Origin of the sequence: Asticcacaulis machinosus (assembly GCF_028550435.1) — a bacterium.
GTDB classification, from domain to species: domain Bacteria; phylum Pseudomonadota; class Alphaproteobacteria; order Caulobacterales; family Caulobacteraceae; genus Asticcacaulis; species Asticcacaulis machinosus.
Genome location: NZ_JAQQKV010000002.1, coordinates 532,841 through 544,995, shown reverse-complemented (window position 1 = coordinate 544,995; position 12,155 = coordinate 532,841). Strand labels below are relative to the sequence as shown.

Here is a 12,155-nt window from a genome sequence, read left to right as displayed (position 1 = left end):
CTGAAAGGTGCAAGAACATGCCCGCAGTCAGCCCCGAAGACGATATAAATCAGAGTAATCTCAACTGGTTATATCTCGACATGAATTCCTATTTCGCCAGTGTCGAGCAGCAGGATGACGTGCGTCTGCGTAACCGGCCCCTGATCGTTGTGCCGGTCAAATCCGATTACACCTCGGCCATCGCCGCCAGTTATGAGGCCAAGGCGCTGGGGATCAAGACCGGCACCAGTGTCAAGGAGGCGCGGGCGCTGTGTCCGGCGATTCAGATCCGTGAGGCGCGACCGGATCGTTATGTGCAGGTGCATAACCGGATATTGGAAGAGGTGGATCGCACCCTGCCGATCGAAAAGGTCTGCTCAATTGATGAGGTGGCGTGCCGTCTGACGATGGGGCAGCGTCATGAAGCCGCCGCCAGAGCTTTGGGCTACCGCATCCAGCAAAATATCATGGCCAATCTTGGTGAATGTCTGAGGTCGTCTATAGGCATTGCGCCGTCGCGGATGCTGGCCAAGACGGCGGCGGATATCGTAAAGCCCTTGGGGCTGACGGTGCTGAGGCAGGACGATTTGCCGGGAAAATTGCTGGATCTGAAGCTGAATGACCTGCCGGGGGTGGGGGCCTCAATGAACCTGCGGCTGAACAAGGCGGGGGTTTTTACGGTGGCGGAATTATATCAATTGCCCGCGCCGCGTCTGCGTCAGATCTGGGGCGGGATCGGCGGGGATAATTTCTGGTACAGCCTGCACGGCATTGACCCGGCGGAGACGGATACCATCCGGGGTTCGATCAGCCATTCCCATGTGCTGGCGTCTGATCTGCGCCCGATCGAGGCGGCGCGTGGGGTGGCGCGGCGGCTGGTGGCCAAATGCGGGTCGCGGCTGCGGCGCATGGGCTATAAATGCGGGGGGTTGCACCTGTCGATCCGCGCCGACAGGGGCGATGGCCGCGCTCAGGCTGAGGCCCATTTCGATGTCACCGCCGACAGTTTTCGTATGATTGAGGTCATGGACGGCTTGTGGCGGCATTGTGCCAGTAAACTGAACAGCCCGCGCGTGAAGAAGGTGTCTATCACCTGCACCCGCGTAATACCTGCTGACCTGCCGCCTGATCTGTTTGGCTGGACGCCGGAAGTCGCCGAAGATGCGCGCCACATGCGGGTGTTAAAAGCGCTCGACGGGCTTAACCAGAAGTTTGGCAAGGACGCGGTCACCATCGGGCCGCGCACCAAGGTACATGGTTTTGTCGGCGCGAAAGTCGCCTTCAACCGGATACCGGAAAACGCCGAGTTCTGGGAATGATAGAACTCCCCCTCTTGGAGGGGGAGCTGAAATCAAATTTGATTTCAGAGGGGGTAAGCATACGCAGGTATATCAAAATCGTGTCAGATACGGACGCAGAAATACCCCCTCTTTGCGCGGATGGGGGCATCCCCACAAAGCTCCCCCTGCAACAGGGGGAGTTCTCAGAGGCGGATGACGTATGTTTTCAGGGTCGTCTCAACCACTTCCCAGATGCCGGTAAAGCCGGGGCGGATAACGAACTGCGATCCGGGCTGAAGCGTCACCGATGCCCCGCCGTCTTCGTGCAGGATGGAGACGCCTTCAAGGATCGTGCAGAACTCCCATTCGTCATAACTTATGCGCCATGACCCCGGCGTCGATTGCCAGTAGCCGCTGAAAACGGTTTCATCCGCTGAGGTTTCCAGATTCCATGTCAGATGCTGTGGATCGCCGGAGACTATCCGTTCAGGCAGAGGCCCGCCCACTTCCGGCTCCGGCAGCGCGCTGCTATCAAACACCAATAACCTAGACATAGCCGCTCCATGAAAAATGCCTCAGCATGAAAGCTGAGGCACCTAACAAATAAAAGCGAAAATTATCGAAGAACCGCCTCGAGATAATTTTTTCAATATGATGGGGGCACATGGGGGGAGGCTAGCCTCTCCCCATGAACGGTCTACTTCGGCGCCAAAATCATGATCATCTGACGGCCTTCCATACGGGGCTCGTACTCGACCTTGGTGGTGGCTTCAAAATCGGCCTTCACCTTTTGCAGCAGTTTCATACCCAGTTCCGGGTGGGCCATTTCACGGCCACGGAAACGCAACGTCACCTTGACCTTATCGCCTTCGTCAAAGAAGCGGGTCATGGCTTTGGCTTTTACCTCATAATCGTGAATATCGATATTGGGGCGCAGCTTGATTTCCTTGATTTCGACAACCTTTTGCTTCTTGCGGGCTTCGGCCTTTTTCTTTTGCTCCTGGAAGCGGAATTTGCCGTAGTCGAGAATTTTGCAAACGGGGGGATCAGCAGTCGGAGACACTTCGACAAGATCAAGACCGGCTTCTTCGGCAGCTTCGATGGCTGCGGAGGTCGGCATGATGCCTTGTTTTTCGCCATTGTGGTCGATCAACAGAACGCGCGGAACCTTGATGTCCTGATTGATACGGGGGCCGTCCTTAGTGGGCGGTGTTTGAATGGGGCGACGAATAGTTAAGTCTCCTGATATTGTTTATACGGTTTGCGCGAAATTTTAAGGGTCGCGTCACGCGCGCGATTATGGACTATGTAGGGGCTGCCGATCAATCCCCTGCCGCCGGAAAATAGGCGCAATCGGTTAATTTTCGGATATTAGAGCAATGTGCCAAAAAGTGTATGCGGTTTTTGGCTACAACATTGCGTTCACATTAAAGCCTGCTGCGTACATGTAGTTGCGCACTGTGGGTGTTTCAAGACAGCAGATGGCGATAGATGTCAAGGGTTGCCGCACACATGGCCTCTAATGTGAAGCTCGCCCGCACATGGGCCATACCTTTGGCGCCCATAGCGGCCCGCTCAGTTTCTGGCATATTCAGGGCGCGCTCAATCGCATCTGCCCACACATCGGCATCACCCGGCGCGATCAGCCAGCCGGTTTCATTGTTAATCACGGTCTCAGATGTCGCGCCATGATCGGCGGCCAGAACCGGCTTGGCCATAGCCTGCGGCTCAACCGCCGTGCGCCCAAAGGCTTCGGGCTCAACGGACGGGGCCAACGCAAAGTCGCACAGGCTAAAGGCGGCGGGCATATCAGCGCAGTGTCCGACCATATAGACCTGATCATTCAGGCTATAGGTATCGATCAGCCCCTTGAGGTGGCGCTCATAGTCAATCCGCCCTTGAGAATCACCGGCAAAGACGACGCGCACGCCTGTGATGCCCCGTTGTCTCAAGCGGTGCAGGGCCTCCAGGATCAGTTCATGACCCTTCCAGCGCGTCAATCGTCCGGCCAGCACCAACAAAGGGCGGGTATCGTCCGCACGCAGATCCCAGGCTTTACGTAGGCTTTCGATCTGTTCTGCTGTGACGCGGGCGGGGTCAAAGCGCTGTATATCCACCCCGCGCGGGACGGTCATAACCTTATCCGGATCGACACGGTAATGGCTCAAAATATGGCGGCGGGTAAATTCCGAATTGGCAATGGTGACATCGCCCCGCACCATCCACGAATTGTACCAGCGTTTCAGCTTGCCTTTGGCCTTATAGATGCCGTGATAGGTCGTGAGGCATTTGACCTTGCAGGCTTTGGCGGCGTTGATGGCGGCAAGTGCGGGCGCGCGCGACCGAACATGGACGATATCGACCTTGAAGGCGCGGATAATTTTCTTGAGCCGGAAATAGTTCTTAAGCTGTTTCAGCGGGTTTTTGGAATGGACGGGCAGGGGGATGAAAATAGCGCCGGCGGCCTTGAGCCGGCCTTCCATACGCCCGCCTTTGGAGGCCACGATTGCCCGCCCCCCGGCCTTGACAATGGCGTCGGCCATATCAAGCGTCGTTTGTTCGACCCCGCCGGTATCGAGGTTTGGCACGACCTGAAGCACGCAGTGGGGGAAGGTGGGCGCGGGGCTATCCGCCATTTTGATCTTTCGGGAAGGGTATTAAGTCTGATATGGCGACCTTATGACCATGAACCCTGATGATAATCAAGATGCCGACCGTTTTTGGCGAACCCAGAACGGCCACGATCTGGCCTACCGCCAAATCACCGACGATGGCCCGACCGTGCTGTGGCTGGGCGGGTTCAAATCCGACATGACCGGCACGAAGGCGCAGGTTCTGGCGGATATGGCGCAGCACGCAGGTTTCGGGTTTGTGCGCTTTGACTATTTCGGTCATGGCGCAACGGGCGGAGACTGGAACGCGGCCCGCGTCGGCCTGTGGCGTCAGGATGTGCTGGAGGTGGTCGATAACCTGACCCAAGGGCCACTGGTGGTCATCGGCTCCAGCATGGGCGGGTGGATGACGACCCTGCTGATGAAGGATCGGTCGAAACGGATTAAAGGGGTGGGCTTTATCGCGCCTGCGCCGGATTTTACGCACGAATTGATGCTGCCGAATTTAAATCCGGAAGAACGCCACGCGCTGACGGTTTCCGGGGCCTTTGTCATGACCGGCTATGATCAGGATGTCGCTATGTCTCAGGCCTTTTTTGATGAGGCCAGGGATCATCTGGTGTTCGGGACGCCGCTGGCCTTCGACGGGCCGGTGCGTATCCTGCACGGTATGAAGGACGATGTGGTGCCGTGGTCGCATGGGGTGAAGCTGGCCGAGCACATATCTGGGGACGACGTACGCCTGACCCTGATCAAGGATGGCGATCACCGTCTGTCGGGGCCGCAGGATTTAGAGCTTTTGACCGCGATGGTTCAGGAACTGATCAACGCGTAAATCGTGATTTTAGTTTGGTCGCAATGCTTTTGCGAAAAACCGCTCACACTTTTTCGCACATTGCTCCAGTCCCTCTTTATAGGTCGGATATTGCGGTCGCCAGCCCAGTTCAGCCTTAGCCAAAGCGTTGGAAACCCGTTTGTTTTCAGCATAAAACCGCTTCATACCGCCCGACAGGTTCGGATCGTCAAAGGCGATTTCCGGTGGCACCTCAAAGCCGTAGGTATGGGCGGCATAGACCAACACCTCATCGGCCGGTGCCGGTTCATCATCACACAGATTATAGATGCCACCGGCGCGGGGTCGCCGAACGCTGGCCAATAGGGCGGTGGCGCAATCGGTATCGTAAAGGCGGCTAAACACCTGACCGGGTTTATGGATGCGCCGTGCGGTGCCATCCATTAGCCGTTCCAGCACATTACGGCCGGGGCCATAAAGTCCGGGTAAGCGAAACACGGTCACGCAGTCGCCGGTTGTTTGGCCCAGTTCCAGCCATTGTCTTTCCGCATCCCTGCGGCGCTGGCCTTCGCGCGAAAGGGGGTTAAGCGGGCTATCCTCAAACACCCAGCCGCCGTCGCGATCGCCGTAAACCCCCGTCGTCGACAAATACCCAATCCAGCGCCGGGCCAGGCCCGGTGCCGAAACTAAGTGCGTGGACAGGGCGGTGAAGGCGGGGCAGCCTTCGTCATTGGGGGCGGCGGTCAAAAGGATAACCGTGGCCTGATCGAGCGCGGCCTTAAGCGCGGTCGGATCGGCGGGGTCAACGGCGTTCATGCCCTGTGCGGTCAGTTCGGCCCGCTTTTCGGGTGTGCGTGCCGTGGCGGAAATCGCGTAGCCTTCAGCGTGTAAAGCCTCGGCAAACGCCGCGCCGATAAAGCCATAGCCAAAAATGAGCGCGTGTTTAGACAACGCCGGCTCGCAGCACATCATGGACATGCAATATACCGACGGGGCTGTCATTATCCGTCACAAACAGCACGGTGATGCGCTTTTCATTCATGATCTTCAACGCTTCGGCCGCCAGCATGGTGGGCGAAACCGTCAGTGGCGCCTTGGTCATGACTTCTGCCGCGTTCATCTCCATCAGGCCGTCCATATGGCGGCGCAGATCGCCGTCGGTGACGACCCCGATCAGGCGGTCCTCGCCATCTACTACGCCGACGGCACCAAAGCGCTTTTCGGTCATGGTGATCAAGGCTGTGGGCATGGGGGCCGATTGCGCGACCAGCGGCACTTCATCAATACCGTGCATAAGATCGGAGACATTTTTCAGCGCCGCCCCCAGCTTGCCGCCGGGGTGATAGGTGCCGAAATCCTGCGCCGTGAAGCCGCGTTTTTTCATCAGGGCGACCGCCAGACAATCCCCCAGCGCGATCTGAAGCGTGGTTGAAGTTGTCGGCGCATCAACGCCGTCAAAAGCTTCGGGGGCATTTGGGAAAATCAGCGGAATGTCGGCGGCCTTGCCAAGCGCACTGTCGGCGCGGGCGGTAATGCCGATCAGGGTAATACCGAAACGCTTGGCATAGGCGATGACATCGGCCAGTTCCTTAGTCTCGCCTGACTTCGACAGGGCCATGATCACATCGTCAGGCCCGACCATGCCGAGGTCGCCGTGGCTGGCCTCGGTCGCGTGCACAAAAAACGCCGAGGTGCCGGTCGAGGCAAAGGTCGCGGCGATCTTCTTGCCCACATGGCCGGATTTACCGACACCGGTCAGGATGACGCGGCCTTTGTGATCAAACAGGGTGTCGATGGCCCGCTCAAAATTATCGGCAAGCTCGCCGCGCTCCAGAGCGGTGGCCATCTGCATCAGGGCATCGGCTTCGATTTTCAGGACGTTGCGGGCGGCGAACAGGCTATCGGACATAAAATCTCGGAAATTATTGAGCGGTGACGGCAGAGGCCGCGGTTTGGGCTTCGGTAGCTTTTAAAGCGGCTTTTTCAGCGGCAAGGCGCGCGGCCTCCGCCTGCTTATGGGCTTCGCGGGTGGTGCGGTCACGTTCCATACGCACCACGTCGGGCAATTCGATGGCCTTGCCAAACGGCGCGGGTGAGCGCGACCCGATCCCTTGCGGCCACACCAGACTAAGCGCGATCATGATCAGCGCTACGGCGGCCATTACGGGGTAAAACAGTTTGTCGGGCATTCGGCACCGCCTTGTGAACACTGCTGGCGTTATAGGCTGACACCAGTAAGGCGTCAAACACTGGCCTAATTGTTAGGACGATAAATATCGAACGCCACCTGAAAATCAGGGTCGGTGACGATGGTGTCGTCGCTCAGGCCATATCGGCCGGGTGGGATAAGCTTGAACGCCCCCGGCACCAACGGCAGGTTGAGGGTCTCACCAGCCTTAGTGCCAACCATAGACAGGACAAACCCTTCTTCGCGGTTGGCGCGAATCAGCCGCCCGGCCAGAATCTCATAGCCCTGCAACTCATCATGGGCGTCAATATCGTTCAGGCGCACGATCACCACAGCACCACGCATGGCGGTCAACATGGGGTCATGACTATCGGCAAACACCTCCGGCGCCAGCTCGTTCCACAACGATTTGGCGGGTTCAGGGGGCAGGTGTTTTTTTAGTCTTTGACGCATGAAGACAAATTCAGCCGATATAGGCGAAACGCGGCACGGTTCCCTCATCAGTCTGAACGGATTCTGTGAACATGGAAAGCGGCCTGACCCAAAGTCGCGCCTCACCGGCGGTTTGATTCTCGGGGGCGTACAGCACCATGATTTCTTCGGTTTCCGAATGGGTGACCGTGCCGAATACGATGTAATATTTGCCCTTATAGTGTCGATAACGACCGGTCTTTATGGCGCTTACGTAAAAATCTGCCTCAAAAGGCTTACCCGTATCGAAAGCAGGAGCAGTCATGATATATGTCACCTATATGAACCGGGGGGATTATAGACAACAATAGCCAAAGTGAAGCCTTTAATCATGCACCGCGTTCTTATCATTGCTGGCTCTGACCCCTCTGGCGGGGCGGGCATTCAGGCCGATCTGAAAACCGTCACCTGTCTTAAGGCATACGGCATGACGGCGGTGACGGCGCTGACCGTGCAAAATACGCTGGGGGTGACGGATGTGTTTCCCGTCCCCGAAGAAATTATTGCCGCTCAGGCCATGGCCTGTATCGAAGACATTGGCGTCGATGCGGTCAAGACCGGCATGCTGGGCTCTATCGGGGTGGTCGAAACCGTGGCCAGTGTGCTGGATTTGGCCGGTGAAGCCTTTCGCGTGATTGATCCGGTCATGGTGGCCAAGGGCGGTCACCGCCTGTTGCCCGAAGCGGCGATTGACGCCATCCGCCATCTGCTGATCCCGCGCGCCGATCTGTTGACCCCCAATGCACCCGAAGCGGCTGTGCTGACGGGCATGAGCGTTGACACCCATGACGATCTGCAACGGGCCGGTGAGGCTCTGCTGAAAATGGGCGCCAAGGCGGTGCTGATGAAGGGGGGGCATGTCGACGGCGATGTGGTCTGTGACCTGTTGATGACCGGGAGCCGTGTGGCGCGCTTTGAGGCTCAGCGTATCGAGACCCGCCATACCCACGGCACCGGCTGTACTCTGGCCAGTGCCTGTGCCGCGCTTTACCGCGAGGACGAAGCGCTGGAGGGCATGGTGGATAAGGCGCGGGCCTATGTGCTGGACGCCATAAAGGCCGCCCCCGGTCTGGGGGGCGGCCACGGCCCGCTTAAGCATAACTGGGCTTTATAGGATCTTAGTAGCGGCGACCATTATAGTCGCGGGCATTAATGGCGACCGCGCGCGACAGATCCTGGGTGCGGCGGTTGAGGATTTGCATCTCACGTCCGTCTATGCCGCGGCCTGAGCGTTCGAACTGATGCGACAGACGCTCAAGGTCGCGCAGTTCGGAACGCAGACGGTATTCTTCGCGCCGGCTTAAGTTGCCGTAACGGGCGCCGCGATCGATCTGGCGATCCAGTTGATCAAGGCGATAGTCAATTCGATCTTCGCGGTGATCACGACGGTCTTCGCGGTAGTCCTGGCGCTCATAACGATCATGGCGATCATAGCCATAACGGCTGTCGGCCATAGCGGGAACCGAAGCGGCGGCCATACCCGCGCAAGCAAACGCGGCAATGGCAAAAGCCTTAATTGAGGTCTTCATCTTACGTCTCCTGTTAAGGGTTGGCGCTGTCTCTCAGCGTTGAGATCATTTAAGCACCTGCCACCTGAGCCGATCCTGAACGGTGCGGTTCATATTCAGTTCAGCCAGATGAATGGCGGGGGCTTTAGGCATGAAAAAACCTCCCGAAGGAGGCTGATTTGTTCTGCTTTCTCCTCCCTATTGCGCAGTAATGGGGAGGTGGATTTTGCGTCAGCAAAAGACGGAGGGGTATCTTTTGCGGACATGTACCCCTCCGTCAGCCCTTTCAGGCCGACACCTCCCCACTTAGTGGGGAGGAGGGGCCGCGTCATATTAAAAGCGGCGGGTTTGGCGATCGTGAGTGTTGAACGCCACCTTTTGCGACAGGCGGTCAAGGCGTGAGGTCAGGATTTTCATTTCCTGATGATCGACACCGCGGCCTGAGCGTTCAAACCGGTTCGACAGCTTTTCGATGTCGCGCAGTTCGTTACGTAGGCGGCTGGCCTCATTACGGTTCAGTTCGCGATTTTTAACGCCCCAATCGATACGGTTATCCAGAGTATCCAGACGGCGCTCGACGCTGTTTTCGCGAACGTGTGAGCGCGGCGAATCGGCCAGAGCGGCGGTCGAGGCGGCACCCATCGACAGGGCAACCAAAGCCGCAGCGGTGAAGGTCTTGATCGTTTTCATAACTTGGCTCTCCTTAAAAGTTTAGCGCTTAATCTCAGCGTTGAAACCATATAAACACGCTGGCCCTGAGCCGAAGCTGAACGGCAGGGTTCATCTTCGGTTCATGAGCGTAAATGATTTTGCGGTTGCCCCTCTTGTGTTTGGCGGGCTTTGGACGCAAAAGGCGCTCACCGTTTTACACATCCGGGGTGCCAACAGATGACCGCCAAACCCGCCCGCTTAACTGAGAGACCGTGGTTTTCCTCCGGCCCGACCGCCAAGCGTCCCGGCTGGACGACGCAAGCCTTAAGTGCCGCACCGGTTGGGCGTTCAAACCGGTCAAAAGTCACGGTCGGGCGGATCAAAGAGGCGCTGGAACTGACCCGCGATATTCTGGGCATCCCCGCTGACTATCAGGTCTTCATGACCCCGGCGTCGGATACCGGCGCGTTCGAAGCGGCGATGTGGAACCTGCTGGGCTTGCGTAAAGTTCAGGTGGTGGCCTTTGAAAACTTCGGCCAATTATGGGCCGATGACGCCGTAAAGCACCTGAAACTGGATGCCGAGGTTTTGTCGGCACCTTATGGCCAGTTGCCGGATCTAAGCCGGATTGATGCCGAGGCCGATCTCATCTTTCCGTGGAACGGCACGACTTCCGGCGTGAAGGTGCCGGATGCCTCGTTCATCAGCGATGACCATCAGGGGCTGGTGCTGTGTGACGCGACCTCAGCGGCCTTTTGCATGGATTTACCGTGGGAAAAGCTTGATGTCACGACCTTCTCCTTTCAAAAGGCGCTGGGCGGTGAAGCCGGCATTGGCGTGCTGATCCTGTCGCCGAAAGCCGTAGAGCGGCTCAATAGCTTCGATCCGGGCCGCGCCATCCCCAAGGTCATCCGCCTGCGCAAAGGTGATGCCGCCGACATGACCATTCTGGGCGGGGACGCCATCAACACCTATTCGTTTCTGGTGGTTGAAGACTATCTCGATGCCCTGAAATGGGCTTTGCGCGAAGGCGGGCTGGACGGGCTGATTGCGCGCTGCGAGCAGAATTTTACCTATCTGCGGGAGTGGGTCGAAGCGACGCCGTGGATCGATTTTGTGGCCGAGGTGCCTGAGACCCGCTCCACCACTTCGGTGTGCCTGAAATTTGTCGATCCGGCCATAGTAGCACAAGCCCCTGAGGTGCAGGCCAAACTGGCATCCAAGGTCAATGCCCTGCTGGAGGGCGAAGGGGTAGCTTATGATATCACCGGCTACCGCGCCGCGCCTCCGGGCCTGCGTATCTGGTGCGGCTGCACGGTCGATGCCGATGATATCTGCGCGTTATTGCCGTGGCTGGAATGGGCCTATGCCGAGGCGCTGGAACACATCTCGATATAATCGCGTGTGTTCCAATTTTTTGACACGCATTTGTATTCGAAAACCGCTTCACACTTTTCGGAAGGCGCTAATTCAACTTGGACTTTCCGTGGCTTAAAAAGCGCAGGCGGGCGAAATTTTGCTGGTTTGGTGTGGGGCTATGGCGCAAATGCCCCAATCGGTTGATAAAGCGCTTGGCTGTATTTCAGGGAATCATTTCATGATCAAAGCGTGGCTTTTGGGCGGGGCAGCTCTTAGTGTTGTGGTGGCCGCAGGTTCGGTTTCAGCGGGTGAAGTCTATGGCGGCGTTTACGCCCACGATGTGACTTTCGTCGGCGAAGCGGTCGGCATGGGTGCGGCCGGCCGTGAAGGCGGGGCCGATATTGAGCTTGGCTGGCGCTCTGACAAAAAAGAAAACTGGGATTTCCTGCGCCATCCCAGCGTCTATGTGATGGCCGCCGTCAACACTCAGGGCGATTCCAGCCATATCGCCACCGGCCTGACCTGGAAGGTCAATTTCGGGAGTGAAAAAAAATGGTTCGTGCGTCCGGGTTTTGGTCTGGCCTATACCGATGGCTATGACGAATTGCCTGATTTCCGCACGCCGGGCTTGTCACAGGAAGAAATCGCCCGCCGGGTCGCCATGCGTGATGACCATATCGAATTTGGTTCGAAATTCCTGTTTCAGCCGAATATTGCACTCGGCTATGATCTGAATGAGCGCACTTCGCTTGAGCTGGCCTATATCCACCTGTCGAATGGTCAGATTCTGGGGCAGGGCAAGAATCAGGGCCTTGATGATGTTGGCCTGCGCCTCAGCTACAAGTTTGGCAACTAATTGTAGTCGATCGGAATGGGCAGATACATCAGGTAATATTCAAACAAACCTGACACCATGTACGGTTGCGTGGCGTAGATTACGCTGTAGGCGGCAACAGCTAACACCAGCACGCTGAGCATAATCATGGCGATGATCTGACCCGTCGTGAAGCGGCGCCCGGTATATGCAGCGGCGGGCGCATCGCTTTGAACGACCTCGCTGGGGGCGGCGCGAAACGCACCGAAGTCTATGCCCAGATCGCGCTCATTAACAACGATGCTTTGGCTTCGGTTAGCCGTGCCGCGAAACAATGACCCTGAGACAATGTCACTAAAGCGTTCGAATCCCATTCCGCTCAGGGGAATGTCGATATCGGTGCGGTGGATGCTCAGATCGTGTTTCATGGGACTACTCCATTACTGATACCTATGGGTACGACCTGATGATGAAATTCTATATAAGGTTATGCTGCTCTG

The 12,155-nt window shown here is 57.4% G+C and carries 16 protein-coding genes; 5 read left to right on the top strand and 11 right to left on the bottom strand.

The features are described from left to right. Window positions 1-17 precede the first annotated feature (17 nt). Window positions 18-1,298, top strand: a complete 1,281-nt coding sequence (locus PQU98_RS10915) for a Y-family DNA polymerase (protein WP_272744977.1) — start codon at window positions 18-20, stop codon at window positions 1,296-1,298. A gap of 164 nt (window positions 1,299-1,462) precedes the next feature. On the opposite strand, the gene PQU98_RS10910 is transcribed toward PQU98_RS10915, so the two are convergent. The 3 genes from PQU98_RS10910 to PQU98_RS10900 all read right to left on the bottom strand — a co-directional run bounded on the left by PQU98_RS10910 (window position 1,463) and on the right by PQU98_RS10900 (window position 3,895). Then, window positions 1,463-1,813: a cupin domain-containing protein gene (locus PQU98_RS10910; RefSeq protein ID WP_272744976.1), complete on the bottom strand. Its 351-nt coding sequence runs from the start codon at window positions 1,811-1,813 to the stop codon at window positions 1,463-1,465. A 143-nt stretch (window positions 1,814-1,956) separates the two neighbouring features. Further along, complete coding sequence (gene infC, locus PQU98_RS10905) at window positions 1,957-2,478, bottom strand: translation initiation factor IF-3 (protein ID WP_189485992.1); 522 nt, start codon at window positions 2,476-2,478, stop codon at window positions 1,957-1,959. Between the two features lie 250 nt (window positions 2,479-2,728). After that, a complete protein-coding gene (locus PQU98_RS10900; RefSeq protein WP_272744975.1) occupies window positions 2,729-3,895 on the bottom strand; it encodes a glycosyltransferase family 4 protein in 1,167 nt (388 codons plus the stop codon). A 43-nt stretch (window positions 3,896-3,938) separates the two neighbouring features. Between PQU98_RS10900 and PQU98_RS10895 the strand changes: the two genes are divergently transcribed. Then, window positions 3,939-4,706 carry an alpha/beta hydrolase gene (locus PQU98_RS10895; RefSeq protein WP_272744974.1) on the top strand — a complete coding sequence of 256 codons (768 nt, stop codon included), beginning with the start codon at window positions 3,939-3,941 and terminating at the stop codon, window positions 4,704-4,706. Window positions 4,707-4,715: 9 nt separating this feature from the next. On the opposite strand, the gene PQU98_RS10890 is transcribed toward PQU98_RS10895, so the two are convergent. The 5 genes from PQU98_RS10890 to PQU98_RS10870 form a co-directional block, all read right to left on the bottom strand. Continuing rightward, on the bottom strand, window positions 4,716-5,615 hold the full coding sequence (locus tag PQU98_RS10890; protein ID WP_272744973.1) for an SDR family oxidoreductase: 900 nt from the start codon (window positions 5,613-5,615) through the stop codon (window positions 4,716-4,718). Beyond that, window positions 5,608-6,573 carry a KpsF/GutQ family sugar-phosphate isomerase gene (locus tag PQU98_RS10885; RefSeq protein WP_272744972.1) on the bottom strand — a complete coding sequence of 322 codons (966 nt, stop codon included), beginning with the start codon at window positions 6,571-6,573 and terminating at the stop codon, window positions 5,608-5,610. The genes PQU98_RS10890 and PQU98_RS10885 overlap by 8 nt, the downstream gene beginning before the upstream one ends. Before the next feature lie 13 nt (window positions 6,574-6,586). Next, a complete protein-coding gene (locus PQU98_RS10880; protein WP_272744971.1) occupies window positions 6,587-6,853 on the bottom strand; it encodes a hypothetical protein in 267 nt (88 codons plus the stop codon). Between the two features lie 65 nt (window positions 6,854-6,918). Further along, entirely contained in the window at window positions 6,919-7,305 is a 387-nt protein-coding gene (locus PQU98_RS10875; RefSeq protein ID WP_272744970.1) for a hypothetical protein, read from the bottom strand. A gap of 10 nt (window positions 7,306-7,315) precedes the next feature. Beyond that, complete coding sequence (locus PQU98_RS10870) at window positions 7,316-7,588, bottom strand: DUF1653 domain-containing protein (RefSeq protein ID WP_272744969.1); 273 nt, start codon at window positions 7,586-7,588, stop codon at window positions 7,316-7,318. Window positions 7,589-7,654: 66 nt separating this feature from the next. Here PQU98_RS10870 and thiD point away from each other — a divergent pair, with 66 nt between their 5' ends. After that, complete coding sequence (gene thiD, locus PQU98_RS10865; RefSeq protein ID WP_272744968.1) at window positions 7,655-8,437, top strand: bifunctional hydroxymethylpyrimidine kinase/phosphomethylpyrimidine kinase; 783 nt, start codon at window positions 7,655-7,657, stop codon at window positions 8,435-8,437. A 4-nt stretch (window positions 8,438-8,441) separates the two neighbouring features. Here the strand turns inward: thiD and PQU98_RS10860 are convergent, their stop codons facing one another. Together PQU98_RS10860 and PQU98_RS10855 are read right to left on the bottom strand one after the other, a co-directional pair. Continuing rightward, window positions 8,442-8,852, bottom strand: coding sequence for a hypothetical protein (locus PQU98_RS10860; RefSeq protein WP_272744967.1), 411 nt, complete (start codon window positions 8,850-8,852; stop codon window positions 8,442-8,444). Window positions 8,853-9,164: 312 nt separating this feature from the next. Continuing rightward, window positions 9,165-9,521: a hypothetical protein gene (locus PQU98_RS10855; RefSeq protein ID WP_272744966.1), complete on the bottom strand. Its 357-nt coding sequence runs from the start codon at window positions 9,519-9,521 to the stop codon at window positions 9,165-9,167. A gap of 198 nt (window positions 9,522-9,719) precedes the next feature. Between PQU98_RS10855 and PQU98_RS10850 the strand changes: the two genes are divergently transcribed. Together PQU98_RS10850 and PQU98_RS10845 are read left to right on the top strand one after the other, a co-directional pair. Beyond that, a complete protein-coding gene (locus PQU98_RS10850; RefSeq protein ID WP_272744965.1) occupies window positions 9,720-10,880 on the top strand; it encodes a phosphoserine transaminase in 1,161 nt (386 codons plus the stop codon). 199 nt (window positions 10,881-11,079) lie between these two features. Next, window positions 11,080-11,697, top strand: a complete 618-nt coding sequence (locus PQU98_RS10845; protein ID WP_272744964.1) for an acyloxyacyl hydrolase — start codon at window positions 11,080-11,082, stop codon at window positions 11,695-11,697. On the opposite strand, the gene PQU98_RS10840 is transcribed toward PQU98_RS10845, so the two are convergent. Next, complete coding sequence (locus PQU98_RS10840) at window positions 11,694-12,083, bottom strand: hypothetical protein (protein ID WP_272744963.1); 390 nt, start codon at window positions 12,081-12,083, stop codon at window positions 11,694-11,696. The two genes, PQU98_RS10845 and PQU98_RS10840, sit on opposite strands and share 4 nt — an antisense overlap. Window positions 12,084-12,155 lie beyond the last annotated feature (72 nt).

What these genes read in the sequence shown, in the direction of transcription:
- PQU98_RS10900 (WP_272744975.1), bottom strand. Translation starts at nt 3,895, where the DNA reads ATGGCGGATAGCCCCGCGCCCACCTTCCCCCACTGCGTGCTTCAGGTC.
- PQU98_RS10880 (WP_272744971.1), bottom strand. Translation starts at nt 6,853, where the DNA reads ATGCCCGACAAACTGTTTTACCCCGTAATGGCCGCCGTAGCGCTGATC.
- PQU98_RS10845 (WP_272744964.1), top strand. Translation starts at nt 11,080, where the DNA reads ATGATCAAAGCGTGGCTTTTGGGCGGGGCAGCTCTTAGTGTTGTGGTG.
- PQU98_RS10870 (WP_272744969.1), bottom strand. Translation starts at nt 7,588, where the DNA reads ATGACTGCTCCTGCTTTCGATACGGGTAAGCCTTTTGAGGCAGATTTT.
- PQU98_RS10885 (WP_272744972.1), bottom strand. Translation starts at nt 6,573, where the DNA reads ATGTCCGATAGCCTGTTCGCCGCCCGCAACGTCCTGAAAATCGAAGCC.
- PQU98_RS10840 (WP_272744963.1), bottom strand. Translation starts at nt 12,083, where the DNA reads ATGAAACACGATCTGAGCATCCACCGCACCGATATCGACATTCCCCTG.
- PQU98_RS10860 (WP_272744967.1), bottom strand. Translation starts at nt 8,852, where the DNA reads ATGAAGACCTCAATTAAGGCTTTTGCCATTGCCGCGTTTGCTTGCGCG.
- PQU98_RS10895 (WP_272744974.1), top strand. Translation starts at nt 3,939, where the DNA reads ATGACCATGAACCCTGATGATAATCAAGATGCCGACCGTTTTTGGCGA.
- thiD (WP_272744968.1), top strand. Translation starts at nt 7,655, where the DNA reads ATGCACCGCGTTCTTATCATTGCTGGCTCTGACCCCTCTGGCGGGGCG.
- PQU98_RS10850 (WP_272744965.1), top strand. Translation starts at nt 9,720, where the DNA reads ATGACCGCCAAACCCGCCCGCTTAACTGAGAGACCGTGGTTTTCCTCC.
- PQU98_RS10855 (WP_272744966.1), bottom strand. Translation starts at nt 9,521, where the DNA reads ATGAAAACGATCAAGACCTTCACCGCTGCGGCTTTGGTTGCCCTGTCG.
- PQU98_RS10910 (WP_272744976.1), bottom strand. Translation starts at nt 1,813, where the DNA reads ATGTCTAGGTTATTGGTGTTTGATAGCAGCGCGCTGCCGGAGCCGGAA.
- PQU98_RS10875 (WP_272744970.1), bottom strand. Translation starts at nt 7,305, where the DNA reads ATGCGTCAAAGACTAAAAAAACACCTGCCCCCTGAACCCGCCAAATCG.
- PQU98_RS10915 (WP_272744977.1), top strand. Translation starts at nt 18, where the DNA reads ATGCCCGCAGTCAGCCCCGAAGACGATATAAATCAGAGTAATCTCAAC.